Source organism: Nocardioides soli, from assembly GCF_014191495.1.
Taxonomy (GTDB): domain Bacteria; phylum Actinomycetota; class Actinomycetes; order Propionibacteriales; family Nocardioidaceae; genus Nocardioides; species Nocardioides soli.
On sequence record NZ_JACHWR010000001.1, the window covers coordinates 1502803 to 1526959 of the forward strand.

Annotated in this window: 20 protein-coding genes; 9 read left to right on the top strand and 11 right to left on the bottom strand. The window is 71.2% G+C overall.

What is annotated here, in order from left to right:
* Positions 1-128: 128 nt before the first annotated feature.
* A complete protein-coding gene (locus FHU40_RS07585; RefSeq protein WP_183591616.1) occupies positions 129-1211 on the bottom strand; it encodes an ABC transporter ATP-binding protein in 1083 nt (360 codons plus the stop codon).
* Positions 1212-1372: 161 nt separating this feature from the next.
* On the opposite strand from FHU40_RS07585, the gene FHU40_RS07590 reads away from it, so the two are divergent.
* The 4 genes from FHU40_RS07590 to FHU40_RS07605 are packed head-to-tail and all read left to right on the top strand — an operon-like array spanning position 1373 to position 5700.
* A complete protein-coding gene (locus FHU40_RS07590) occupies positions 1373-2647 on the top strand; it encodes an extracellular solute-binding protein (RefSeq protein WP_183591617.1) in 1275 nt (424 codons plus the stop codon).
* Complete coding sequence (locus FHU40_RS07595; protein WP_215525108.1) at positions 2644-3594, top strand: carbohydrate ABC transporter permease; 951 nt, start codon at positions 2644-2646, stop codon at positions 3592-3594. Before FHU40_RS07590 ends, FHU40_RS07595 begins: the two co-directional genes overlap by 4 nt.
* A complete protein-coding gene (locus FHU40_RS07600; RefSeq protein ID WP_183591618.1) occupies positions 3594-4472 on the top strand; it encodes a carbohydrate ABC transporter permease in 879 nt (292 codons plus the stop codon). Before FHU40_RS07595 ends, FHU40_RS07600 begins: the two co-directional genes overlap by 1 nt.
* 4 nt (positions 4473-4476) lie before the next feature.
* A complete protein-coding gene (locus tag FHU40_RS07605) occupies positions 4477-5700 on the top strand; it encodes a sn-glycerol-3-phosphate ABC transporter ATP-binding protein UgpC (RefSeq protein WP_183591619.1) in 1224 nt (407 codons plus the stop codon).
* 12 nt (positions 5701-5712) lie between these two features.
* Here the strand turns inward: FHU40_RS07605 and FHU40_RS07610 are convergent, their stop codons facing one another.
* On the bottom strand, positions 5713-6357 hold the full coding sequence (locus FHU40_RS07610) for a DUF1707 SHOCT-like domain-containing protein (RefSeq protein ID WP_221199525.1): 645 nt from the start codon (positions 6355-6357) through the stop codon (positions 5713-5715).
* 238 nt (positions 6358-6595) lie between these two features.
* On the opposite strand from FHU40_RS07610, the gene FHU40_RS07615 reads away from it, so the two are divergent.
* A complete protein-coding gene (locus FHU40_RS07615; RefSeq protein ID WP_343057774.1) occupies positions 6596-8299 on the top strand; it encodes a fumarate hydratase in 1704 nt (567 codons plus the stop codon).
* 26 nt (positions 8300-8325) lie between these two features.
* A complete protein-coding gene (locus FHU40_RS07620) occupies positions 8326-9045 on the top strand; it encodes an IclR family transcriptional regulator domain-containing protein (RefSeq protein WP_183591620.1) in 720 nt (239 codons plus the stop codon).
* Positions 9046-9055: 10 nt separating this feature from the next.
* Here the strand turns inward: FHU40_RS07620 and FHU40_RS07625 are convergent, their stop codons facing one another.
* Positions 9056-9259, bottom strand: a complete 204-nt coding sequence (locus FHU40_RS07625) for a DUF2783 domain-containing protein (RefSeq protein WP_183591621.1) — start codon at positions 9257-9259, stop codon at positions 9056-9058.
* Positions 9256-10947: an FAD-dependent monooxygenase gene (locus FHU40_RS07630; protein ID WP_183591622.1), complete on the bottom strand. Its 1692-nt coding sequence runs from the start codon at positions 10945-10947 to the stop codon at positions 9256-9258. Before FHU40_RS07630 ends, FHU40_RS07625 begins: the two co-directional genes overlap by 4 nt.
* A gap of 190 nt (positions 10948-11137) precedes the next feature.
* Between FHU40_RS07630 and FHU40_RS07635 the strand changes: the two genes are divergently transcribed.
* The 3 genes from FHU40_RS07635 to FHU40_RS07645 are packed head-to-tail and all read left to right on the top strand — an operon-like array spanning position 11138 to position 14958.
* Positions 11138-12325 carry a homogentisate 1,2-dioxygenase gene (locus tag FHU40_RS07635; protein ID WP_183591623.1) on the top strand — a complete coding sequence of 396 codons (1188 nt, stop codon included), beginning with the start codon at positions 11138-11140 and terminating at the stop codon, positions 12323-12325.
* A gap of 1 nt (position 12326) precedes the next feature.
* Positions 12327-13463, top strand: a complete 1137-nt coding sequence (locus tag FHU40_RS07640) for a lysophospholipase (RefSeq protein WP_221199526.1) — start codon at positions 12327-12329, stop codon at positions 13461-13463.
* Between the two features lie 37 nt (positions 13464-13500).
* Positions 13501-14958, top strand: a complete 1458-nt coding sequence (locus FHU40_RS07645) for an NAD(P)/FAD-dependent oxidoreductase (RefSeq protein WP_183591624.1) — start codon at positions 13501-13503, stop codon at positions 14956-14958.
* 566 nt (positions 14959-15524) lie between these two features.
* Here FHU40_RS07645 and FHU40_RS07650 read toward each other — a convergent pair.
* The 7 genes from FHU40_RS07650 to FHU40_RS07680 are packed head-to-tail and all read right to left on the bottom strand — an operon-like array spanning position 15525 to position 24144.
* The gene (locus tag FHU40_RS07650) at positions 15525-16310 is read right to left on the bottom strand and encodes an SDR family oxidoreductase (protein WP_183591625.1); all 786 of its coding nucleotides are present in this window, start codon (positions 16308-16310) and stop codon (positions 15525-15527) included.
* A complete protein-coding gene (locus tag FHU40_RS07655) occupies positions 16307-17191 on the bottom strand; it encodes an SDR family NAD(P)-dependent oxidoreductase (protein ID WP_183591626.1) in 885 nt (294 codons plus the stop codon). Before FHU40_RS07655 ends, FHU40_RS07650 begins: the two co-directional genes overlap by 4 nt.
* Positions 17191-18552 carry a transaminase gene (locus FHU40_RS07660; protein WP_343057775.1) on the bottom strand — a complete coding sequence of 454 codons (1362 nt, stop codon included), beginning with the start codon at positions 18550-18552 and terminating at the stop codon, positions 17191-17193. The genes FHU40_RS07655 and FHU40_RS07660 overlap by 1 nt, the downstream gene beginning before the upstream one ends.
* On the bottom strand, positions 18549-20198 hold the full coding sequence (locus FHU40_RS07665) for an amidohydrolase (protein WP_183591627.1): 1650 nt from the start codon (positions 20196-20198) through the stop codon (positions 18549-18551). Before FHU40_RS07665 ends, FHU40_RS07660 begins: the two co-directional genes overlap by 4 nt.
* The gene (locus tag FHU40_RS07670) at positions 20188-21261 is read right to left on the bottom strand and encodes an ABC transporter ATP-binding protein (RefSeq protein ID WP_183591628.1); all 1074 of its coding nucleotides are present in this window, start codon (positions 21259-21261) and stop codon (positions 20188-20190) included. The genes FHU40_RS07665 and FHU40_RS07670 overlap by 11 nt, the downstream gene beginning before the upstream one ends.
* Positions 21258-23201, bottom strand: coding sequence for a dipeptide/oligopeptide/nickel ABC transporter permease/ATP-binding protein (locus FHU40_RS07675; RefSeq protein WP_183591629.1), 1944 nt, complete (start codon positions 23199-23201; stop codon positions 21258-21260). Before FHU40_RS07675 ends, FHU40_RS07670 begins: the two co-directional genes overlap by 4 nt.
* Position 23202: 1 nt before the next feature.
* Positions 23203-24144 carry an ABC transporter permease subunit gene (locus FHU40_RS07680; protein ID WP_183591630.1) on the bottom strand — a complete coding sequence of 314 codons (942 nt, stop codon included), beginning with the start codon at positions 24142-24144 and terminating at the stop codon, positions 23203-23205.
* Positions 24145-24157 lie beyond the last annotated feature (13 nt).

Sequence of the window (24157 nt, forward strand, 5' to 3'; positions counted from 1 at the left end):
CTCGAAACCACCGGAATGTGCACAGGGCGGTGACCACACCACGGTCACCGCCCTGCATCAGTTCCGGGGTTTCGAGACGGTTGCTGGCGCAACCTCCTCAACCACCGGGGCGTCAGCCCTCCTCGCCGTCAGTCCGAGAGCCGCTCGCCGGACTCGGTGTCGAAGACGTGCACGTTCTGGGGGTCGGTCGTGACGTACATCGTCTCGCCCTTCTGCGGGTGACTGCGCCCGCTGACCCGGATGATGATGTTGTGCGGGGTGCCCTCGACGCCGCTGGTGCCGTAGACGAACGCGTCGGCGCCGAGGTCCTCGACCACGGTGACCTGGACCGGCATGCCGGCCTCGCTGTTGCCGACCACGCGCCACGCCTCGGGGCGGACGCCGACGGTGATGTTGCCCTGCATCTTCTGCGCGGCTGCCGGGTCGACCGGCACGAGGTAGTCGCCGATCTTCGCCTGGCCGTTGTCGGCCTTGGCCTCGATCAGGTTCATCTGCGGGGAGCCGATGAAGCCGGCCACGAAGAGGTTGACGGGCTTGTCGTAGAGCGCCAGCGGGGTGTCGACCTGCTGGAGGTAGCCGTCCTTCATCACCGCGACCCGGTCGCCCATCGTCATCGCCTCGACCTGGTCGTGAGTGACGTAGACGGTGGTGACGCCGAGGTCGGACTGGAGCTTGGCGATGTCGGTGCGGGTCTGCACGCGCATCTTGGCGTCGAGGTTCGACAGCGGCTCGTCCATGCAGAAGACCTGCGGCTGGCGCACGATCGCCCGGCCCATCGCGACCCGCTGCCGCTGGCCGCCGGAGAGCGCCTTGGGCTTGCGGTCGAGGTACTCGGTCAGGCCGAGGATCTTCGCGGCCTCCTCGACCCGCCGGGCGCGCTCCTCGTTGGGCACCTTCGCCATCTTGAGCGCGAACGCCATGTTGTCGGCGACGGACATGTGGGGGTAGAGCGCGTAGTTCTGGAACACCATCGCGATGTCCCGGTCCTTCGGCGGGGTGTGGGTGATCTCGCGGTCACCGATGAAGATCTTCCCCTGGTTGACCTCCTCGAGCCCGGCGAGCATCCGCAGGGTCGTCGACTTGCCGCAACCGGAGGGGCCGACGAGGACCATGAACTCCCCGTCGCCGATCTCGAGACTGATGCCCGGCACCGCGGGCCGGTCAGCGCCGGGATACCAGCGCTGCGCCTCCTCGAAACGCACAGTGGCCATGCTGGAACAACTCCTTCACCGGCAGGTACGTGCCGGACGATCCGTAGTAAAGGTGAGCGGGCTCACAGTAACCGGTTCTGGGGGCCGGAGGGCCGGGTGGGTTTACAACCGCGCCCCGGAGGGCTAGATGTGAACTAGGACACTCCGGAGGGGAGAGCCGTATGACTCGGGTACGCCGCGCGCTCGCCGCCGTCGCGGCCCTGACGACCGCGGCGGGGTTCCTCGCCGCGTGCTCGGCCAGCGCGAGCGGGAAGACCGAGCTGACCTGGTACATCAACCCGGACTCCGGGGGGCAGGCGAAGGTCGCCGCGAACTGCAGCACCGACAGCTACACGATCAGCACCCAGGTGCTGCCCCAGGACGCCAACGAGCAGCGGATCCAGCTGGCCCGCCGGCTGGCCGCCCACGACTCGGGCATCGACATCATGAGCATCGACCCGCCGTTCTCCGCGGAGTTCTCGAACGCCGGGTTCCTGGCGCCGCTGCCGCAGGACCTGCAGACCAAGCTGAAGGACCAGTCGTTCCAGGGCGCCACCGACGCGGCCACCTGGGACGGCCAGATGGTGGTCGCGCCGTTCTGGTCGAACACCCAGGTGCTCTGGTACCGCAAGTCGTTCGTCGAGAAGGCCGGCATCGACATGAGCCAGCCGGTGACGTGGGACCAGATCATCGACGTCGCGGCGAAGAACGGCGGCAAGGTCGCCGTCCAGGCGAACAAGTACGAGGGCTACGTCGTCTGGATCAACGCCCTGATCTCCGGCGCCGGCGGCGAGATCGCGACCGACACCGACAAGGGCCTCGACATGAAGCTCGAGATCGACTCCCCGGCCGGCGAGCAGGCCGCGGGGGTCATCGAGAAGCTGGCACACTCCCCCGCCGCGCCCGCGGACCTGTCGGTCGCCCAGGAGGGCCAGGCCGGCAGCACCTTCGGCGGGCCGCAGGGCGCGTTCATGGTCAACTGGACCTACATCTACAACAGCTACGAAGCGACCAACAAGGGCTTCAACAAGGACATCGGCTACACCCGCTACCCGCAGACGGTCCAGGGCGAGGCGTCGCGCCCGCCGTACGGCGGCATCGGGCTCGGCGTGAGCGCCTACTCCGACCACGTCGACGACGCGATGAAGGCCATCGAGTGCCTCACCAGCCCCGACAACCAGGAGGTCAACGCCGAGATCACCGGCAACATGCCGGCGAGCAAGGCGGGCTACGAGGCCAACGACAACGCGCTGGAGAAGACCTACCCCGCCGACCTGCTGGCACTCTTCCAGGAGAGCCTGGACGCCGCGGCACCCCGCACCGTGACGCCGTACTGGAGCGACATCTCCGGCGGCCTCCAGTCGACGTGGCACCCACCGTCGAGCGTCAACTCCTCGACGCCCGCGAAGTCGCAGACGTTCATCGACAACGTCCTCCACGGAAGGAGCCTGCTGTGAGCACCACGATCGCCACGGCGGCGGCCCCGGCGGGCAAGAAGCGGGCGAAGATGACCGACCGCTCGAGAGCCGAGAACCGTCTCGGTCAGCGGCTCGTGCTGCCCGCGGTCATCGTGATGCTGGTCGTCACGGCGTGGCCGATGATCCAGGCGCTCTACCTGTCGCTGTTCCGCTATCGGCTGACCACACCGGACGACAAGGAGTTCGTGGGACTGTCCAACTACGGGACCGTCCTGACCGACTCGCTCTTCTGGCAGGACACCCTCAACACCGTCATCATCATGGTGGTGACCGTGGCCGTCGAGCTCGTCATCGGGTTCGCGTTCGCGATGGTGATGCACCGGATCGTCTTCGCCCGCGGGGCGATCCGGACCTCGATCCTGATCCCGTACGGCATCATCACGGTGGTCTCGGCGTACGCCTGGCAGTTCGCGTTCAGCCTGAACAACGGGTGGGTGAACAGCTGGTTCGAGTGGCTGCCGTGGATCACCGCGGACACCAACTGGTTCGGCAGCCACTGGCCGGCGATGTTCGCGATCATGGTGTCGGAGATCTGGAAGACCACGCCCTTCATGGCGCTGCTCCTGCTCGCCGGCCTGTCGCAGGTCTCGGAGGACATGATCGAGGCCGCGAAGGTCGACGGCGCCACGTGGTGGCAGCGGCTGTGGAAGGTGATCATCCCCAACATGCGGGCGGCGATCATGGTCGCCGTGCTGTTCCGGGCGCTCGACGCCTTCCGCATCTTCGACAACATCTACGTGATGACCCGCGGCGCGCAGGACACCGAGTCCTCGTCGTTCCTGACCTATCGCCAGGTCATCCAGCAGTTCCAGCTGGGCCTCGGCTCCGCACTCTCGGTCCTGCTGTTCCTCACCGTGCTGCTGCTGGCGTGGCTGATCGTCAAGACGTTCCGGGTCGACCTGGCGCAGGCGAGGGGTGAGGCGTGATGGCCGCGACGGCAGGGGCGACCCGTACCAAGGTCGGCACCTGGATCGGCTTCATCGTCATCCTGGTCTGGTGCCTGCTCCCGGTGGTGTGGATCCTGTCGCTGTCCTTCAAGGGCCCCGGCGAGACCGCGGCCGGCAGCCCCCAGTTCCTGCCCAAGGACTGGACGCTCCAGAACTACCGCGACATCCTCGGCTTCGGCACCGTCACGCCGGGCCAGGAGAGCACCCACAAGGACTTCCTCGACGCCCTGCGCAACTCCTTCGGGATCGCGGCCATCGCCACGGTGCTGTCGGTGATCTTCGCGACCCTGGCGGCGTACGCCATCGCCCGCCTCGACTTCAAGGGCAAGCGGCTGGTGCTCTCCCTCGCGCTGGCGATCGCGATGTTCCCGGTGGTCGCGCTGGTCGGTCCGCTCTTCGACCTCTGGCGCACGCTCGGGCTGTTCAACACCTGGCCCGGGCTGATCATCCCCTACATGTCGTTCACCCTGCCGCTGGCGATCTGGACGCTCTCGGCGTTCTTCCGCGAGATCCCGTGGGAGATGGAGCAGGCGGCCCAGGTCGACGGCGCCACCTCGTGGCAGGCCTTCCGCAAGGTGATCGTGCCGCTGGCCGCGCCGGGGGTCTTCACCGCGGCGATCCTGACCTTCTTCTTCGCCTGGAACGAGTTCGTGCTCGCGATCTCGCTGACGTCGACGACGTCGTCACGCACGGTGCCGGCGCAGCTGTCCTTCTTCGTCGGACCCGATCCGTTCAACCCGCCGTACGGGCTGCTGGCCACCGCCTCCGTCGTGGTCACGGTCCCGATCATCATCATCGTCCTGCTGTTCCAGCGAAAGATCGTCGCCGGGCTGACGTCCGGCGCGGTGAAGGGGTGACCCCGTGGCTTCCATCGACATGGTGAACATCGTCAAGAGGTACGGCGACGGGTTCCCCGCCGTGAACGACGTGAGCATCGACGTCCAGGACGGCGAGTTCATGATCCTGGTCGGCCCGTCCGGCTGCGGGAAGTCCACGCTGCTGCGGATGATCGTCGGGCTCGAGGACATCACCTCCGGCGACATGGTGATCGGCGACCGGTTGGTCAACGACCTGGCGCCGCGGGACCGCAACCTCGCCATGGTGTTCCAGAACTACGCGCTCTATCCGCACTTGTCGGTCTACGAGAACATCGCCTTCCCCCTGCGGCTGGCCAAGGCGCCGGACGCCGAGGTCGACGAGAAGGTGCGGGCGGCCGCGAAGACGCTGGAGCTCGAGGAGCACCTCGAGCGCAAGCCCGGCAACCTCTCCGGCGGCCAACGGCAGCGGGTGGCGATGGGCCGCGCGATCGTCCGCGAGGCCGACGCCTTCCTCTTCGACGAGCCGCTCTCGAACCTGGACGCGAAGCTGCGCGGGCAGATGCGCACCGAGATCGCGCGGCTGCAGAAGCGGCTCGGCATCACCACCGTCTACGTCACCCACGACCAGACCGAGGCGATGACGCTCGGGCATCGCGTCGCCGTGCTCAAGCGCGGCGTGCTCCAGCAGCTCGCGACGCCCCGCGAGCTCTACGAGCAGCCCGGCAACCTCTTCGTCGCCGGCTTCATCGGCTCGCCCCCGATGAACTTCCTGCCGGCGACCGTGGAGGGCAACTCGGTGAAGCTGCCCTTCGGCACCGTGCAGCTGCCGCCGGAGAAGGCCCAGAAGGCCGCCGGCAAGGGGCTGCTGATGGCCGGCATCCGGCCGGAGCACTTCGAGGACGCGTCGGTGAAGACCGACCGCGCCTCGGGCTCGACGTTCCGCGCCCAGGTCGACGTCGTGGAGTGGCTGGGCAACGAGACCTACGCCTACATCCCGTTCGAGGCGCCGCCGGAGGTGGAGGAGCAGCTGCGCCAGCTCGAGCGCGATCTGGACGGCGAGTCCCTGCACACCCAGCTGGTGATCTCGCTCGACGGCGCCAGCCGGATCGAGGAGGGCGAGGAGGCCGAGATCTGGGTCGACGGCTCCCAGATCCACCTCTTCGACCCGGCGACGGGCGAGAACCTCACCGTCGACCACGAGCGCGCCGGGCGGATCCCCACGCTCGCGATGGCGGAGGCGGCCGAGCAGCCGAGCGCGGCGGGCTGACCGCGCCGCCGGTCAGTGCGGGGCGTGCCGGCTCCGGGACCGGCGCGGGCGGCGGGGACCCTTGCGAACCACGGTGACCGCGGCCATCAGTGCGACCCCGCGGACCCGGACGACCGGCGAGTCCGGGGTGATCTCCGGCTCCACCTTGTCGACCTGGTCGAACGCGCCCATCACCCCGATGCCCTCGACGACGACGACCGTGTGCGCGTTGACGATGATGTCGATGCCGGCCCAGAAGGCGTTCGCGGTGATCACGGTCTCGGCGCCGGTGAAGACCGCCTCCCGCAGGTCGATGTCGATCCCGGCCATCAGCGCGAGCGCGTTGTGGGTCGGGCCGACCTCCCACACGCCCTTGCGGTCGACCCCGCCCAGGATCGCGATCGAGGTGTCGTGGCGCCGGGCCGGGACGGCGGCCGCCGGCTGTGCCGGCACCGCGCCGGAGCGCTGCGCCGGTGCCTGCTCGGGCAGGTCGTGGGTGATCGGCACCAGATCGGCGTACGTGCGGGCGGCGTAGGTCGCCTCGAGCCGCTCGTCGAGCTCGTCGATGTCCAGGCGCCCCTCGCCGGCGGCCTGACGGAGGATCTCGGCGACCTGATGTCGGTCCGCGTCGGAGATCCGCATCAGCGCGGGGTCGGGACGCGGCTCCATCTCTCCCATGGAGGCAGCCTAGTGCCGCGTGTCGAAAGTTCTTGTGCGCTTCGCGCACCCATGGCACGCACTCTGCGGCGTTGCCGAAGCTCGCTAGACGAGCGGGTATGGCGTCGCTCCGGCGCCTTGCAGCGCACGCACCCTGAGCACGCCAAGCGTTCAACAACTTCCGACGCGCGACACTAGACGGCCGCCCGGCCCGCCCTGGTGGGCCGTGGAGCCGAACCGCGGGCTACGCTCGACGCTCGTGGCGACGACTCCCCAGAATCACGCAGAGTTCCTGTACTCCGACCTGCTCCCGACCGGCCAGGACGACACGCCCTACCGGCTGGTCACGACCGAGGGCGTCACGACCTTCGAGGCCGACGGACAGACCTTCCTGCGGGTGTCGCCGGAGGCGATCCAGCGGCTGACCGCCGAGGCGATGCACGACATCAGCCACTACCTGCGGCCCGCGCACCTCGCGCAGCTGCGGAAGATCATCGACGACCCCGAGGCGTCGGGCAACGACCGCTTCGTCGCGCTCGACCTGCTCAAGAACGTCAACATCTCCGCGGGCGGCGTGCTGCCGATGTGCCAGGACACCGGCACCGCGATCGTGATGGGCAAGAAGTCCGAGGGCGTGCTCACCGGCAGCGACGACGGCGAGGCGATCTCGCGCGGGGTGTACGACGCCTACACCAAGCTCAACCTGCGCTACAGCCAGCTCGCGCCGCTCACGACGTACGACGAGAAGAACACCGGCACCAACCTGCCGGCGCAGATCGAGATCTACTCGACGCCGCAGAGCTCGGGCACGCCGGAGTACAAGTTCCTCTTCATGGCCAAGGGCGGCGGCTCGGCGAACAAGTCGTTCCTCTTCCAGGAGACCAAGGCGATCCTCAACCCGAAGCGGATGCTGGAGTTCCTCGACGAGAAGATCCGCTCCCTCGGCACGGCCGCCTGCCCGCCGTACCACCTCGCGGTCGTCATCGGCGGCACATCCGCGGAGTTCGCACTCAAGACCGCGAAGTACGCCTCGGCGCACTACCTCGACCACCTGCCGACCGAGGGCTCGATGAGCGCCCACGGTTTCCGCGACCTCGAGCTGGAGCAGCAGGTCTTCGAGCTCACCCAGTCCTTCGGCATCGGTGCGCAGTTCGGTGGCAAGTACTTCTGCCACGACGTGCGCGTGGTGCGACTCCCCCGCCACGGCGCCTCCTGCCCGGTCGCGATCGCGGTGTCGTGCTCGGCCGACCGGCAGGCGCTCGGCAAGATCACGCCGGACGGCGTCTTCCTCGAGCAGCTGGAGACCGACCCGGCGCAGTACATGCCCGACGCCGGGGTGGCCGAGGACATCTCCGGAGGCGAGGTCGTCGCGGTCGACCTCAACCGGCCGATGCCGGAGATCCTCGCCCAGCTCTCGCAGTACCCGGTCAAGACCCGGCTCTCGCTGACCGGGCCGCTCGTCGTCGCGCGCGACATCGCGCACGCCAAGATCAAGGAGCGGCTCGACGCCGGCGAGGAGATGCCCGACTACCTGAAGAACCACCCGGTCTACTACGCCGGCCCGGCCAAGACCCCCGAGGGCATGGCGTCGGGGTCGTTCGGCCCGACGACCGCGGGCCGGATGGACTCCTACGTCGAGCAGTTCCAGGCCGCGGGCGGATCGATGGTGATGCTCGCGAAGGGCAACCGCTCCAAGGTCGTCACCGAGGCCTGCGGCAGCCACGGCGGCTTCTACCTCGGCTCGATCGGCGGCCCGGCCGCGCGGCTGGCGCAGGACTGCATCAAGAGCCAGGAGGTCATCGAGTACCCCGAGCTCGGCATGGAGGCGGTCTGGAAGATCGAGGTCGAGGACTTCCCGGCGTTCATCGTCGTCGACGACAAGGGCAACGACTTCTTCACCGACCCCTCCGGCGAGGTCACCGTCCCGCTGTCGGGCATCCGGATGCGCTCGGCCGAGCGCTAGGTCGGAAGAGCAAGGGGGACGCCGCCGTGGCGGAGATCTCGAAGACGGCCGACCAGGCCCTGCAGGTGCTCGGCGCCGTCATCGACGACGGGCCGGTCACCGCCCAGCAGGTCGCCAGCACCCTCGGCCTGAACCGCACCGTCACGCACCGGCTGCTCACCACGCTGCAGGCGCGCGGCTTCGTGCGCAAGCACGGCAGCGACTACAGCGCCGGGCCGTTCTTCCTCAAGGCGGCCCAGCGCGCCTGGCCCGCGGCGTTCTCGCAGGCCCGCTCGGTGGTCCGCGAGCTGGCCGAGGTCCACGGCGAGACGGTGCTGCTCACCGTCGCCGACGGTGACCAGGCGGTCGCCATCGACCAGGTCGTCGCCGAGAAGCACCCGGTGCGGGTCGGCTACCCGATCGGCGAACGGCACCCGCTGACCGTCGGCGCGAGCGGGCGGGCGATCCTCGGCTACCTGGAGCCGCGGCAGCTGGAGCGGGTGCTGGACTCGATCGTCGACGTCGACGAGCTGGCCCGGGTCCGCCGGGGGCTCGACGACCTCCACCGCCAGGGCTTCGCGGAGAGCCACAACGAGCTCCACCCCGGCATCTACGGCGTCGCCGTGCCGCTCCTGGACGCCGACGGCTACGCGCTGGCCAGCATCGCGCTGCTGGCACCGGTCGAGCGCGCGGACCAGGTCCGCGCGCTCGTCCCGGTGCTGAAGGAGACCGCCGAGTCCGTGTCGGCAGCGCTCACCTCGGGTTGACCACCGGCACTCACCAGGGAGCGAGGGCGTCCTGGATGGCGGCGTGCACCCGCTCCTTGTCGCCGACCTCGTGCATCAGCAGCAGCGCCAACCGGGCCAGGACCATCGAGGTCTGCTCGTCCCCGGCGGCCGTCAGCCCCGCGCTCAACAGCGAGTAGAGCTCGTCGAGCTCGGCGCTGCTCAGGCCCCGCGAGGTCTCGGTGGTGGTGTTCATGCGCGTCCTCCCGTCGTGATCAGGTCGGCCGCGCGCGTGATCGCGGCGGCCAGGTCGGCGGCGTCCAGGCCCTTCCAGCGCCCCTGGACGTGGCCGTCGGGCCGCACGAGGTACGCCGCCGGCCCGGGACCGACCAGGTCGTACGCCGGCAGCAGCCGACCGGTGTGGTCCTCGGCCGGCGTGAGGGTCCGGACCCGGATCGGCATCCGCTCGGCGATCGCCGCGACCGCGGCCGCGACCGGCTCCGGCACCGCGCCGTCCTCGGTCGCCAGCAGCACGGTGGCGTGGGCACCGATCAGCTCGGTGAGGTGGCCGGCCCGCTCGCCGTCCGCGTCGCGGATCGTCACCGGGAACTCCGTCAGGATGTGCCCCGGCCGCGGCCCGGCGGACCAGCCGTCCGCGTCGGGCACGTTGAGCGGCGAGGCGACGAGCGGGATCGAGGAGTGCTGACGCGGGTCGAGCAGCGTGGCGATCCACGGGTGCCGCTCCGAGAGCGAGAGCACCGCGTCGCGCAGCACGGTCGCCGGCCGGGAGGGCGGCGCCATGAACTCCGCGCCCTTGGAGGCGAGCCGCAGGTTCTCGCGGGCCGCGAAGACCCGCTCGGCCGAGTAGCTGTCCAGCAGCTCCCGCGGCGCCCGCCCCTGCGCGACCAGCGCCAGCTTCCAGGCCAGGTTGTGGGCATCGTCGAGGCTGGAGTTCATCCCCCGCACGCCGAAGATCGGCACCAGGTGTGCGGCGTCCCCGGCGAAAAGCACCCGGCCGTGCACGTAGTCGTCGAGGGTGAGCGCGTTGGCCTGGTAGAGGCTCATCCAGACCGGCTCCCACGGCCGGTCGACGCCCATCATCTTCAGGTGCTGCTCGACCCGCGGCAGCACGGACTCGGGCCGCATCGCCTCCTCGACGTCCTCGCCGGGCAGCAGTTGGTAGTCGAACCGCACCATGTCGTCGGGCTTGGTGTACATCAGCAGCGTCGAGCCCGGGTTCGAGGGCGGGTCGAACCAGCAGCGCCGGCCGATCGGGAAGCCCTCGGTGTCGATCCGGATGTCGATGATGACGAACTTGCCTTCGTACGCCGTGCCGCCGAGCTGCAGCCCGAGCCGGCGCCGGATCTCGCTGCGGCCGCCGTCACAGGCGACGACCCAGTCCGCGGCGAGGGTGTACCGCTCCGTCGGCGTGCGCACGTCCAGCTCGACGCCACCCTCGGTCTGGCGGACGCCCTCGACCTCGGACTGCCAGCGGACCTCGATCAGGTCGGCGTGCCGCTCCACCTCGTCGATGAGGTACTGCTCGACGTAGTTCTGCTGCAGGCTCATGCCCGGCGGGAACCGCTGGTCGTCGTCGTGCGGCATCGAGAAGCTGTAGACCTCCTGGTCGCGGTAGAAGGTCCGCCCCTCCGACCAGGTGAAGCCGGTGCGCAGCGCCGGCTCGATGATGCCGAGCTGGGCGAAGATGTCGAGCGTGCGCCGGGTGATCGCGCCGGCCCGGCTGCCGCTGCACACGGTGTCGTCCACCTCGAGGACCACGCTCGGCACGCCGTACCGGGCCAGGCCGAGAGCGGTGGCGAGGCCGGTCGGGCCCCCGCCCGCGACGACGACCCGGTGGCGTACCGGGTCCCTGCCGTCGACCAGCTCGGGCACCACGGCGTCGTGGTGCACGTAGGGGAAGTACTCACGGAAGGTCAGCTCCACTCCAGCAACCTCTCATTCCTGCCTCGTCGTTCGGGTCCGGCGGGACGCCCTCGGAATCGAGCGCGGGCGTGCGCCCGAACCGGCCCGGGAGACCTTGACCGCACCCGGCGCCGCACCTATCGTAAATCCACGCGTTCGCCTTACGTTCGATTATCGAACATGCCACCGAGAGACACAGGACGGAAGCCAGATGCCTTACTTCAACCGGGTCGGGGACGTCCCCGCCAAGAGGTTCTCCCAGTTCCGGCAGGAGGACGGCTCCCTCTACTGCACCGAGGTGATGGGCGAGGAGGGCTTCTCCTCCGACATGTCGCTGCTGTTCCACCGGCTCCCTCCCACGGGCATCTCCGCGGTCCGCGCCGTCGAACGCGAGCCGATCACGCTGACCGCGAACCAGCCGCTGCTGCCCCGGCTGTTCAACACCTCCCAGCTCAAGGTCGGTGGCGACGCCGTCACCGGCCGGCAGCCGCTGGTCGGCAACGACGACGTGCTGGTCTCGTTCGTCATCGCCGACTCCGACTCCCCGCTCTACCGCAACGCGGTCGGCGACGAGCTGGTCTTCGTGCACGAAGGCACCGCCACCGTGGAGACCGTCTTCGGCGTCCTCGAGGTCGGCCCGGGCGACTACCTGGTCATGCCCACCGGCACCACGCACCGCTGGCTGCCGACCAGTGAGGGGCCGCTGCGCGCGCTGGTCTTCGAGACCTACAGCCACATCCACCCGCCGAAGCGCTACCTGTCGCGGTACGGGCAGCACCACCAGGAGTCGCCGTACTTCGAGCTCGACCTGCGCCGGCCCACCGAGCCGCTGGTCGCGCCCGCGGAGAGCGACGTCGACGTGCTGGTGCGCAACCGCGACGGGATCACCTGCTACACGATGCAGAACCACCCCTTCGACGTCGTCGGCTGGTTCGGCTGCAACTACCCCTACGTGCTCAACGTCGCGGACTTCTCCCCGATCACCGGCAGCTTCCACCGGCCGCCGCCGGTGCACCAGGTCTTCGAGGCGCACAACCTGGTCTTCTGCAACTTCGTGCCGCGGATGCTCGACTACGACCCGCGGGCGGTGCCGATCCCGTCGTACCACTCCAACGTGGACAGCGACGAGTTCCTCTTCTACGCCGAGGGCAACTTCTTCAGCCGGTCCGGCTCCGGCGTGGAGCGCGGCTCGATCTCGCTGCACCCGGCCGGCCACATCCACGGCCCGCAGCCGGGCAGCGTCGAGAAGGCGCTCTCCCGGATCGGCCAGCGCACCGAGGAGCTGGCGATCATGCTCGACACCTTCCGGCCGCTGCGCCTGGCCAACCCGGCCCTCGACGTGGAGGACCCGAAGTACATCACCACGTGGAGCCGGCGCCCCGAGGCCGAGGGGAGCTGAGTTGGCCGTCATCCGGGAGCTGCTCGCGGTTCCCATGCAGACCGGCGCGACCTCGGACATCCAGTCCGGCATCGCCCGCAAGGCCGGGGTGCTGTGGTGCACCCGCCATCGTGACGAGAGCGCCCGCTCGCGTGCGGTGATGGTCTTCGTGCACCCGTCGTCGAACTTCATGGCGCACTACGCGCTCGACCCGCTGGCCCACCTGGGCATCGACGCGGTCGGGATGACCACCCGCTACCTCGGCAACGAGTCGGCGCTCCAGCTGGAGAACTGCGTGGTCGACATCGGCTCGGTGCTCCACCACCTGCGCGAGGAGGGCTACGAGCAGATCGTGCTCGCCGGCAACTCCGGCGGTGGCGGCCTGGTCGCGCTCTATCAGGACCAGGCCCGCAAGGCCACGATCACCTCACCACCCGCCGGTGGGGCGCCCGACCTGACCCAGGCCGTGCTGCCGCCCGCCGACGCGCTGGTGATGCTGATGGCCCACCCCGGCCGCAGCAGCGTGCTGACCGAGAAGATCGACCCGGCGATCGTCGACGAGGCCGACCCGTTCCGGCGGGACCCCGAGCTCGACCTGTTCGACCCGAACCACGGCCCGCCGTACTCCGAGGAGTTCCTGGAGCGCTACCGGGCCGCGCAGCTCGAGCGCAACCGCCGGATCACCGCCTGGACCCAGGCGCGGCTGGCCGAGCTGCCCGAGCTCTCCGACGGCCGGGTCGACGACCTGCCCTTCGTGGTGCACGGCACCATGGCCGACCCGCGCAATCTGGACCTGTCGCTGGACCCGTCGGACCGGAAGGCGACGACCCAGTGGGGCCCGCCGTACCGGGCCAACCTGACTCCGGCGACGCTGGCGCACTTCACCACGCTGCGTTCGTGGCAGAGCCAGTGGAGCTACGACCTGTCCAACGGTCACGGTCCCACGCGGCTGCGCGAGGTCGACGTTCCCGTGCACGTCGTGTACGGGACGGCCGACCCCGGCTGCTACCCCGGCCACGCCCGGTCGCTGTACGACGCCGTCCCGCACGACCGCAAGCTGCTGACCCCCGTGGTCGGCGGCGGGCACTATCTCTACGGCCAGCCCGAGCAGCTCGACTTCACCGTCCGGCTGCTCGCCGACTGGACCCGCTCCCTCTAACCTTTCCTCCCTTCTTTCGATCAGACGAGGTGCCCCGATGCCCGAGCCCACCGCTGACCTGACCACCCGATCCGGCGCGTCCGCCGGCGTGGTCTCTCACTGGCTGGCACAGGAGGAGAAGATCGACCCGTCGGTGCTGCGGCGGCGCCCGCGCCTGGACGGCGACCGCGAGGCGGACGTCTGCATCGTCGGCGCCGGCTACACCGGCCTGTGGACGGCGTACTCGCTGCTCCGCAAGGACCCCGGGCTCGACATCGTGGTGCTGGACGCCGAGTTCGCCGGGTACGGCGCCTCGGGCCGCAACGGCGGCGCGGTGATCGCCCAGCTCAACGGGTCGCGGGAGTACTGGGACTCGATCGGCGGCCCCGGCGCCGGCGTCCGGATGGAGCGCGCGGTCCAGGCGACCGTCGACGAGGTCGGCAAGACCATGGCGGCCGAGGACCTCGGCGCCTTCGTCAAGGGCGGCGTGGTGATCTCGGCGCGCAACCAGCTCGAGGCGAAGCGGCTCAGGGGTTCGGTCGAGGAGGACCGCGCCCACGGCTTCACCGAGGAGGACTGCGTCTGGCTCGAGGCCGGCGCCGCCGCCGAGCGGATCGGGGTGGCCAACCAGCTGGGCGCCCGGTTCAGCCCGCACTCGGCGACCATCAACCCCGGCCGGCTGGTCCGCCGCCTCGCCGACCGGGTCGAGGCTGCCGGAGCCCGGATCTACGAGGGCACCCCGGTCACCTCGATCACCCCGCGCTCCGGAGGCCAGGCGGCCGCCGCACACACGCCGTACGGCACGGTGCGGGCGAAATGGGTCGTGCGCGCGACCGAGGCCTACACCGAGAGCATGAGCAGCCATCGCCGCCGGCTGATCCCGGTGCGCACCTCGATGATCGTCACCGAGCCGCTCGACGACGCGACGTGGGCCGAGCTGGGCTGGGAGCGCCACGAGACGCTGCTGGCGCTGCACCCCTTCCTGCACCTGCAGCACACCGAGGACCGCCGGATCACCATCGGCGGCGCCGACAACCGGCTGCCGTACCGCTACGGCTCCAAGCCCTCCCCCGACGGGAACGCCCTCCCGGTGGTCGAGGAGTACTTCCGCCAGCAGCTGGTCAAGCTCTTCCCGTCGCTGGCGGGTGCGCGCGTGGACCGCTCGTGGGCCGGGGTCTTCGGGGTCACCCGCAGGTGGGCACCGTGCGTCAACGTCGACCGCGCCGCCGGCACCGCGTGGGCCGGCGGGTATGTCGGCGAGGGCGTGGCCGCCTCCAACCTGGCCGGCCGGACGCTGACCGACCTGATCCTCGGGGAGGACACCGACCTGACCCGGCTGCCCTGGGTCGGCGAGCCGCCGCGGGGCTGGGAGCCCGAGCCGCTGCGCGCCGTCGGCGCCCTCGGCATCTGGGCGATCCGCGCCGTCGGCGACCAGGCCGAGGACCGCACCAACAAGCGCTCCCGCCTGGTGGCCTTCGCCAACAAGGTCTCCGGCTTCAGCGGCCACCTGGGCTGAGCCGGGCGGCCTGCGGTTGGGCCTGGCGGGGCCGGGCCGCTGGGCGGCGGTGAGCTGGCAACCGAATCCTCGACGACTTCGGTTGCTGACCCACCGCCCCACGGTCAACCCACGCCCCGGCGGTGAGCAGGCAACCGAATCCTCAGCGACTTCGGTTGCTGACCCACCGCCCCACGGTCAACCCACGCCCCGGCGGTGAGCAGGCAACCGAATCCTCGACGACTTCGGTTGCTGACCCACCGCCCCACCGTCAACCCACGCCCCGGCGGTGAGCAGGCAACCCATTCCTCAGCGACTTCGGTTGCTCACCCACCGCCCCACCGTCAACCCACGCCCCGGCGGTGAGCAGGCAACCGCATCCTCAGCGACTTCGGTTGCTCACCCACCGCCCCACCGTCAACCCACGCCCCGGCGGTGAGCAGGCAACCCATTCCTCAGCGACTTCGGTTGCTCACCCACCGCCCCACCGTCAACCCACGCCCCGGCGGTGAGCAGGCAACCGCATCCTCGACGACTTCGGTTGCTCACCCACCGCCGCACCGCACCGGCGACGGGTGGACCGGCGCCTACTGCGGCGCGCGCACCTTCCGGCCGACCGTCACGCCGCCGTCGCTGTAGATGGTCTGGCCGACGACGAAGGACGACCGGCGCGAGCAGAGCCAGACGACGACGTCGGCGATCTCCTGGGGGCGGGCGCCGCGGCCGAGCGGGATCGCGTCGAGCGCCGACGTCGCCCACACCGGGTTCTTCGCCATCTCCTGCTCGATCATCGGCGTGCGGGTGAAGCCGGGGGCGACGGCGTTGATCCGGATGCCCTGCCCGGCGTGCTCCATCGCGGCGGCCTTGGTCAGGCCGGAGACGCCGTGCTTCGCCGCGCCGTACGCCGCGAGGGTGGCCTGGCCGGTCCGGGAGGAGACCGAGGCGGTGTTGACGATCACGCCGCTGCCCTGGGCGGACATGATCCGCAGCTCCTCGCGCAGGCAGAGGAAGACGCTGGTCAGGTTCGCGCCGATGATCAGGTTCCAGTTGTCCAGGTCGGTCTCGGTGATCCGAGTGGACCGCCCGGACGCGCCGGCATTGTTGTGCGCGATGTCGAGCCCGCCGAACCGGTCGACGGTGGCCGCCACCATCGCGGCCACGGCCCGCTCGTCGGTGACGTCGGCCTCGACGGAGTCGGCGAGGCCGCCGGCGGCCTCGATCAGCGCCACCGTCTCGGCCGCGCCGGCCGCGTTGAGGTCGGCGACCATCACCGAGGCGCCCTCGGCGGCCAGGGCGAGCGCGCTCGCCCGGCCGATCCCCGACGCGGCGCCGGTCACCAGCGCGACCCGGCCCGCGAACTCCTGCTCGGTCACAGATCCGTCCCTTCGCCGGGCGGGGCGAGCCCCGCGTCGCGCCACCAGTCGGCGGCCTGCTCCTGCTCGCTGCGGCCCCGCGCCGCGGCGGTCGCGGCGAGGGCGTCGGCGCCCACCAGCCGGCGGATCGGGTGCACGTCGCGGTCCTCGATCGCGGCGACCACCGCGCGGGCCACGTCGGCCGGATCGGCGGCGGCTCCCCCGCCGGCGCGCATCGCCCGGTCGACGGCCGCGCCGAGGTCGGCGTACGCCGCCTCGACCTCGGCCCCGACCTGGCCGGGCGAGGTTGCTCGCGCGATCCGGTTGTCGCGGATGCGGGTGGCGTGGAAGCCGGGGTCGAGCTGGCGGACCCGGATCCCGAACGACGCGACCTCCAGCGCGAGGGCCTCGGAGAACGTGCCGAGCGCGTGCTTGCTGGCGGCGTACGCCCAGCGCAGCGGTCGGCCCGGCAGCCAGCCGTCGACCGACCCGATGTTGACGACGGTGCCGCCGCGGCGGGCGCGCATGCCCGGCAGCACCAGCCGGGTCATCGCCACCGCCGCCAGGAAGTTGGTGTCCATCACCAGCTCGAGCTCGGCGTCGGTGCTGGTCTCCACGGCGCCGAAGGAGCCGACGCCGGCGTTGTTGACCAGCACGTCGATCGCGAGCCCGTCGGCGGTCAGCGACCCGACCAGCGCGGCGGCCGCAGCCCGATCGCGTACGTCGAGCCGGGCCATCGAGATCAGCCCACCCGACGCCGCACTCGCGGCAGCCAGCTCCGTCGTACGCGAGCCCTCACGCACCGTCGCGACCACGCGCCGCCCGGTGCCGGCGAGCCCCACCGCGGTCGCCAGGCCGAGCCCGCTGCTGGCCCCGGTGACCATCGCGACAGGCGAGACCATCAGGCCAGGACCGTGCCGACGAACTCGTCGAGGGCCGCGGTGTGCCGGTCGACGTCCGCCGCCGTCGTGGCGGGGCACATCAGCACCATCGAGTGGAACGGCGTGAGCAGGACGCCGCGGTTGAGCAGGAAGAGGTGCAGTGTGGCGTTCAGCAGCGGGTTGCGGGCCGCCTTGGCCTCGCCGCCGTTGCGCGGGACCGACGGCGCGAAGAGGTACTCGCACCGCGCGCCGAGCCGGGTCACGTGCCAGCCGAGGTCGTGCCGCGCGATGACCTCCTGCACCCCGGCCTCGCACCGCGAGGCGAGCCCGATCATGTGGTCGTACGCCGCGGGGGTCATCACCTCCTCCAGCACGGTCCGCATCACGTGCAGCGTGAGGGCGTTGCCGACCAGGGTGCCGCCGAAACCACCGTGGCTGCTGCCGTGGTTCTCCTTGCGCGTGTAGTCGGTCAGCGTCCCGGCCATCTCCTCGGTCATCCCGTAGACCGCGGCCGGGATGCCGCCGGCGATCGCCTTCCCGAGCACGAAGACGTCCGGGTCGAGGTCGTGGGCGCGGGTGTAGCCGCCCGGTCCGGTGGAGATCGTGTGCGTCTCGTCGATGATCAGCTTGGTGCCGGCCGCACGGGTGAGCTCGCGCAGCGCGTCGTGGTAGCCGTCGACGGCGGGCACGATGCCGATGTTGGTCATCGCGGGCTCGGCCAGCACGCAGGCGACGTCGCCGCCGGCGAGTGCCTTCTCCAGGGCATCGACGTCGTTGAACTCGACCACGGCCGAGACCCGGTCGAAGTCGACCGCGTTGCGCGAGACCCCCGGCTGCGGCTCGAGCCGGCCGTTCACGTCGACGACGTGGGTCTCGTCGACCGAGCCGTGGTACTTGCCGGCGAACACCAGCACCTTGTCGCGCCCGGTGGCCAGGCGGCACATCCGGATCGCGAACCGGTTGGCGTCGGTCGCGGACGTCGCGAGCTGCCACAGCGGCAGGCCGAAGCGCTCCTGGAGCAGCCGCCCGACGGCGTTGCCGTCGGCGGTGGGCAGCATCGCGGTGGCGCCGCGCCTGGCGTGCCGGATCATCGCCTCGCGCACCGCCGGGTGGGCGTGACCGAACATCGCGCCGGTGTCGCCCAGGCAGAGGTCGACGTACTCGTGACCGTCGACGTCGGTGACCTGCGCGCCGGCGGCGCCGCCCATGAAGAGCGGGTACGGCGTGGGCCAGTTGCCCATCCAGTGGAGCGGGACTCCCCCGGCCAGCGAGCGGCGACCCTCGACGGCCAGCTCGGCCGAGCGCGGCGTTCGGCGCCGGTAGCGCTCCTCCTCCTCGGCGAGCACCTGCTCCAGGCGGGCGGGGTCCATCGTTGCCGTCACAGTCCGGGTCCTCCTCGGTGGACGCCGCCGACGTAGGTCGCGGCGACCGTCAGGGCGTGCAGCTGGTGCTCGTCGATGGTGAGCGGGTCCTCCTCCAGGACCACCAGGTCGGCCAGCTTGCCCGGCTCGACGGTGCCCTTGAGGTGGTCGGTGTGCTCCTGGTACGCCGCCTCGACGGTCCAGGCGCGCAGCGCCTCCTCGCGGCTGACCCGCTCGTCGGGACCGCTGACCGTGCCGCTCGCCCGCGACTCGCGCAGCACCAGGCACTCCACGCCCTGGCGCCAGTCCGGGTCCGAGACGGGTGCGTCCGAGGTGTCGGCCACGTGCAGCCCGGCGTCGATGAGACTGCGCATCGGCGAGCTGTAGCCGGCGCGCTCGTCGCCGTACGTCGCGACCAGCGCGTCGGCGACGCTCCACTTGATCAGCGCGTTGGTGTTGGCGCAGTAGCCGTGCTCGGCCATCCGTCGGGCCGTCTGTGGGCTGAGCAGGTTGGCGTGGATCAGCGCGTGCCGCGCGTCGGCCCACGGGTCGGTCTGGTGTGCGGCGACGAACGCGTCGACCGCGGCGTCGCAGGCCCGGTCGCCGGTCGCGTGGACCTGCACCTGGAGCCGGGCCCGGTGCAGGTGCTCGATCATCCCGCCGAGCTCGGTCAGGCGCGCCTCGTCGGTCTCGCCGTCGGTGAGCAGCGAGCCGTGGCAGCCCTCGCCGTACGGCCGCGAGGTCCAGGATGTGCGCAGCGGCGGGATGCCGTCGGCGAACAGCTTGGCGCCGGCGATCCGGAGCACGTCGTCCCCGAGGCCGGTCGCCATCCCGCTGAAGCCCAGGGCGCGCTCGATCTCGCCGGCGTTGTTGGGCAGTCCGAGCCCGGCCCAGTGCAGCAGCACGGCGACCCGCATCGGGAGCCCGCCGGCGTTGTGCATCCGAACGTACTGCCGGAGCAGCTCCGGCCCGACCATCGGGTCGGTCACGCTGGTGACGCCGAGGTCGAGCAGCTGCCGCATCGCGGCGTCGACCGCCGCGTCGGCCTCCGCCGGGCTGGGCTGCGGCAGCGCGGTCATCATCAGGTCGCCGGCCGACTCGATCAGGTAGCCGGTGGGCTCACCGTCGGCGTCGCGCAGGATCGTGCCGCCCTCGGGATCCGGCGTGGCGGCAGTGATGCCGGCCGCGGCGAGGGCCAGGCTGTTGGCCCAGACGGCGTGCTCGGAGAAGTGCACCAGGACGACCGGATGCTCCGGGCTGACCGCGTCCAGCTCCTGGCGGGTGGGCCAGCGGCCACCGAGGTCGCTCATCCGGGCCTCGTACCAGCCGTGGCCCTTGACCCAGCTGCCGACCGGCCGCTCGGCGACCCGCCGGGCGACGGCGTCGACCGCCTCCCCGACCGAGGTCGCGAGGCTCAGGTCGATCGAGTACTCCGGCCGGTTGGCCGCCCACATCGCCAGATGCAGATGCCCGTCGTGGACGCCGGGGATCACGGTACGGCCGTCGAGCTCGACGACCTGCGTCGCCGGACCGCGCAGGCCGGCGACGTCCGCCGCCGAGCCCACCGCCGCGATCCGACCGTCCCGCACCGCCACCGCCTGGGCCACCGACGAGGCCGGATCCAAGGTTCGGATCGTGCCGCCGGTCAGGATCAGGTCAGCGGTCATCGAGAGGGACTCCGTTCGTCATCGGCTCGTGGGCGTGGCAGGCGACGTGGCCACCGCCCGCGGTCGGACGCATCGGCGGCATCACCGTCCGGCAGACCGGCATCACCAGCGGGCACCGGCTCTGGAAGGGGCAGCCGGCCTCGGCACGCGGGTCGGCCGCGGGCGCGGCCGGCTCCTGCGCGTCCGGCCGCACGTCCTGCTGGGCCGCGTTCTGGACCGTCTTCTGGGCGGTCCGCAGCTCCCGGCGCAGCCGGCGGCGCTCCCGCTGAGCGTCGGGGTCCGGGATGGGGATCGCGGCCAGCAGCATCCGTGTGTACGGGTGGGCGGGTGCGGTGTAGACCTCCTCGGCCGGACCGGTCTCCAGGAGCCGGCCGGAGTACATGACGCCGACCTCGTCGCTGATGTGCCGGACCACGGCGAGATCGTGGGCGATGAAGAGGTAGGCGACCCCGAGCTCCTCCTGAAGGTCCTCCAGCAGGTTGATCACCTGACTCTGGGTGGACACGTCCAGGGCGCTGACCGGCTCGTCGCAGACGATCAGCCGCGGCTGCGAGGCGAGCGCGCGAGCGATCGCGATGCGCTGGCACTGACCGCCGGAGAGCTCCCAGGGGTAGCGCTTGCGGTGGTAGCCCGACATGCCGACCTGGTCGAGCAGCTGGTCGACCAGCCGGGACTCCTCCGCGGAGCTCGGCAGCTTGCGGTGCATCCGGATCGGCTCGAGCAGGATGTCCTCGATGCTCCAGCTCGCGTTGAGCGCGGTGGTCGGGTTCTGGAAGACCACCTGCACGGCGCGTCGGTACGACAGCGGGCTGCGCCGGCCGAAGTCGGCGATGTCCTGGCCGTCGAAGACGATCGCGCCCTCGCTGGTGTCGACCAGCCGCAGGATCGCCCGCCCGATCGTCGACTTGCCGGAGCCGGACTCGCCGACCAGGCCGAAGGTCCGTCCGGGCTCGATGCGCAGGCTCACCCCGTCGACCGCCGGCCGCGGTGCGCCGCCACCGAGCAGCGAGCGCCGCGCGGCGTAGCGCACCGAGAGGTCCTGCAGGTCCAGCAACGCGGTCACGGCGTCCTCACCTTCTCGGCCAGGTCCAGCTCGCCGGTGCGCACGCAGCGCACCGCACGGGAGTCGCCGACCAGGGCGATGCCCCCGGTGCCGCACCGGTCCACGGCGTGGGAGCAGCGCTCCTGGAACCGGCAGGCCGACGACCACTCCCACGGCGGGGGCACCCGGCCGGGGATCGTCGCCAGCCGCTGTCCCGTCGGCGCGTCGTTGACCGGGCTGGAGGCCAGCAGCGCCGCGGTGTAGGGGTGCTCCGGGTGCTTCAGCACGTCGGCGCAGTCGCCCCGCTCGACGATCTGGCCGGCGTACATCACCGAGACCGTGTCGCACATGTCCGCGACCACGCCGAGGTCGTGGGTCACCAGGACGATGCCCATGCCGAACTCGTCCTGCAGGTCGATCAGCAGGTCGAGGACCTGGGCCTGCACCGTGACGTCGAGCGCGGTGGTGGGCTCGTCGGCGAGCAGCAGCTTGGGGTTGCAGGCCAGCGCCCGCGCGATCACGACGCGCTGGGCCATGCCGCCCGAGAACTGGTGGGGGTAGTCGCCCATGCGGCCGGCCGGGTCGGGTACGCCGACCAGACCGAGCAGGTCCTGGGCGCGCGCCTTGGCCTGGGCGCGGGTCATGCCGAGGTGGCGACGCAGCGGCTCCATCACCTGGCGGCCGACCGTCATCGCCGGGTCCAGGGCGGTCGCCGGGTCCTGGAAGACCATGCCGACGTCGCGGCCGCGGATGTCGCTGAGCTCGCGGTCGGACCGACCGATCAGCTGCTGGCCGGCCACCTTGACCGAGCCGCGCACGATCCGTCCCGGCTCGGGCACCAGGCCCATCACGGCCCAGGCGGTCAGGCTCTTGCCCGATCCGGACTCGCCGGCCAGGCCGAGCGTCTCGCCCGGCGCCACCCGCAGGTCCACGCCGTCGACGACCACGGTCTCGCCGCCGTCGGCGGCCGGGAAGGCGACCACCAGGTCCTCGACCTCGAGCACCGGGGCGGGGCCGTCGGCGACCGGACGGTCGGCCCGCTCGGACACCAGGACCGGCGGCCGCTTGCGGCGCTTGCCGGTGGTGACGGCGCCCGAGTCGGGCCGCTTGATGATGGCGTCGGCGACGCCGTCACCGGCAAGGTTGACCGCGATCACCAGCAGGGTGATCGCCAGGCCGGCCGGGAAGGGCAGGAACGGCTGCCGGGCGAAGTACGCCTGGGAGTCGTGGAGCATCCGGCCCCAGCTGGGGTCCGAAGCGCTGGCGGCCAGGCCCAGGTAGCTGAGCTCGGCCTCGATGAGGATGATCGCGCCCAGCAGGACGGTGGTCTGCACGACCAGCGGGCGCAGGATGTTCGGCGTGATGTGCCGGGCGATGACCCCCCAGGATCGGACGCCGAGCACCTGCGCCGCCTCGACGTACGGCTCGTGCCGAGCGGCCTTGACCATCGCCCGGCCCAACGCGATGTAGCGGGTGCTGAAGACCAGGCCCAGGCCGATCATCGCGTGGGAGAGGCTGACACCGGTCACCGCGACGATGCCGAAGACCACGAGGATGGCCGGCAGCGCGAAGGCGACGTCGTTGGCGCGGCTGATGAACCGCTCCCACCGACCGCCGATGTAGCCGGCCGACATGCCGAGCGGGACGCCGATCACGATCGAGATCGAGATCGCCTGCAGCATCGCGACCATCGACAGGCGGGTGCCGGCGATCACCCGGCTGAGGTTGTCCCTGCCGACCTGGTCGGTGCCGAGCCAGTGCTCGCCGTTCGGACCCTGGAACGCGTTGGCCAGGTCCTGGGCGTTGGGGTCGTAGGGGCTGATGAGCGGGGCGAAGATCGCCACCAGCACCATCATCAGGACGAAGAGCAGCGCGACGAACGGCACCTTCTGCCGCACCAGCCGGGCCAGGAAGCCCGGGCGTCGTGGAGCCTGTCGGGTCTCGCTCACTGTGTCACCCATCTCAGAGGCGCACCTTCGGGTTCGCCCAGCCGAACACGATGTCGGTCATCAGGTTGGACAGCAGGACGAAGACGGCGACCACGATCACCGTGCCCTGCACGAGGGAGAGGTCGCGGTCGAAGATCGCCTGCACCGCCATCGAGCCGACGCCGGGGATGTTGAAGGCCTGCTCGACGACGAAGGAGGCGCCCAGGATGACGACCAGCTGGAAGCCGATCACCGGGATCACCGGGGTGAGCGCGTTCTTCAGCGCGTGCCGCCACACGACCTGTCGGCGGGTCAGGCCGCCGGCCACCGCGGCGCGGACGTAGCCGCTGCGCAGGACGTCGACCATCGCGCTCCGCATCTGGCGGGCGATGACGGCGGCCGAGGGCAGCGCCAGCGCCAGCCACGGAAGGATCAGCCCCTTCAGCCAGTCGACGGGGCTGTAGGCGAACTCGGTGTAGCCGCCGGCCGGCAGCACCCCCCACTTCACGCCGACGTAGACGCTGAGCAGGATGCCGACCCAGAACGACGGAACCGCCAGGGCGGCCGAGCTCAGGATCGTGATCGTGCGGTCGAAGATGCCGCCGGGCCGGAGGCTGGCCCGGACGCCGAGCCCGATCCCGACCACGACCGCCAGCACCAGCGCGCCGAGGGTGAGCGACAGCGTCGCGCCCATCCGGGAGCCGATGGTGCCGGCGACCGGCTCCGCGGTCTTGGCCGAGACGCCCAGGTCGCCCTGGAGGGCGTTGCCCACCCAGATGCCGTACTGCGTGATCAGCGGCCGGTCCAGCCCCAGGCGGTGGTTGAGGTCAGCCACCGCCTGGGGCGTGGCGCCGCTGCCCAGGATCGAGTCGGCCACGGTGCCCGGTGCGAGCTGCACCAGGAGGAAGGCGAGGATCGAGATCACCACGAGCAGCGGCACCATGGCCGCCACCCGAAGCGCGATGAACTTCGTCACCGTTCCTGCCGTC

Bases quoted from the DNA above. Each gene is read 5' to 3' on its own strand.
- FHU40_RS07585 (WP_183591616.1), bottom strand. From the start codon at position 1,211: ATGGCCACTGTGCGTTTCGAGGAGGCGCAGCGCTGGTATCCCGGCGCT.
- FHU40_RS07590 (WP_183591617.1), top strand. From the start codon at position 1,373: ATGACTCGGGTACGCCGCGCGCTCGCCGCCGTCGCGGCCCTGACGACC.
- FHU40_RS07600 (WP_183591618.1), top strand. From the start codon at position 3,594: ATGGCCGCGACGGCAGGGGCGACCCGTACCAAGGTCGGCACCTGGATC.
- FHU40_RS07610 (WP_221199525.1), bottom strand. From the start codon at position 6,357: ATGGGAGAGATGGAGCCGCGTCCCGACCCCGCGCTGATGCGGATCTCC.
- FHU40_RS07625 (WP_183591621.1), bottom strand. From the start codon at position 9,259: ATGAACACCACCACCGAGACCTCGCGGGGCCTGAGCAGCGCCGAGCTC.
- FHU40_RS07635 (WP_183591623.1), top strand. From the start codon at position 11,138: ATGCCTTACTTCAACCGGGTCGGGGACGTCCCCGCCAAGAGGTTCTCC.
- FHU40_RS07645 (WP_183591624.1), top strand. From the start codon at position 13,501: ATGCCCGAGCCCACCGCTGACCTGACCACCCGATCCGGCGCGTCCGCC.
- FHU40_RS07655 (WP_183591626.1), bottom strand. From the start codon at position 17,191: ATGGTCTCGCCTGTCGCGATGGTCACCGGGGCCAGCAGCGGGCTCGGC.
- FHU40_RS07665 (WP_183591627.1), bottom strand. From the start codon at position 20,198: ATGACCGCTGACCTGATCCTGACCGGCGGCACGATCCGAACCTTGGAT.
- FHU40_RS07675 (WP_183591629.1), bottom strand. From the start codon at position 23,201: ATGGGTGACACAGTGAGCGAGACCCGACAGGCTCCACGACGCCCGGGC.